1 protein-coding gene is annotated in these 398 nt (G+C 53.5%); it reads left to right on the top strand.

Annotated elements, in window-relative coordinates:
* The coding region (locus tag KH400_RS29890; RefSeq protein ID WP_217228196.1) for a hypothetical protein at positions 1-398 on the top strand (398 nt) is incomplete at both ends.

Here is a 398-nt window from a genome sequence, read left to right as displayed (position 1 = left end):
GAAGAGGGAGGAAAGAGAGGGAAGAAGGGGGGAGAGAGGGAGGGGAGGGGAGAGAAGGAAAGAGGAGGAAGAGGAGGGAAGGAAGGAGGGAGAAGGGGGGGAAGGAGGGGGAGGGGGAAGAGAAGGAGGAGGGAGGAAGAGAAGGGGAAGGAAGAGAGAGGGGAGGGAAGAAAGAGAGGGGGAGAAAGAGAGGGAGAAAAAAAGAGAAAAAAAAGAGAAGAAGGAGGGAAGGGGAGGAAGAAAGGGGAGGAGAAAGAAAGGGGAGGGAGGGAAGGGGGGAGGAAAGGAAGGAAGGAAGGAAGAAGAAGGAAAAGAAAAGGGAAAAGAAAAAAAGGGAGAAGAGAGGAGGGGAGAGGAAGGGAGAAAGGAAAAGAAAGAGGAAGGAAGAGGGAGGGGAA

Source organism: Desertibacillus haloalkaliphilus, from assembly GCF_019039105.1.
In the GTDB taxonomy this organism is placed as follows: domain Bacteria; phylum Bacillota; class Bacilli; order Bacillales; family KJ1-10-99; genus Desertibacillus; species Desertibacillus haloalkaliphilus.
The sequence above is the reverse complement of the archived record's forward strand: the minus strand, read 5'-3'. Positions and strand labels throughout refer to the sequence as shown.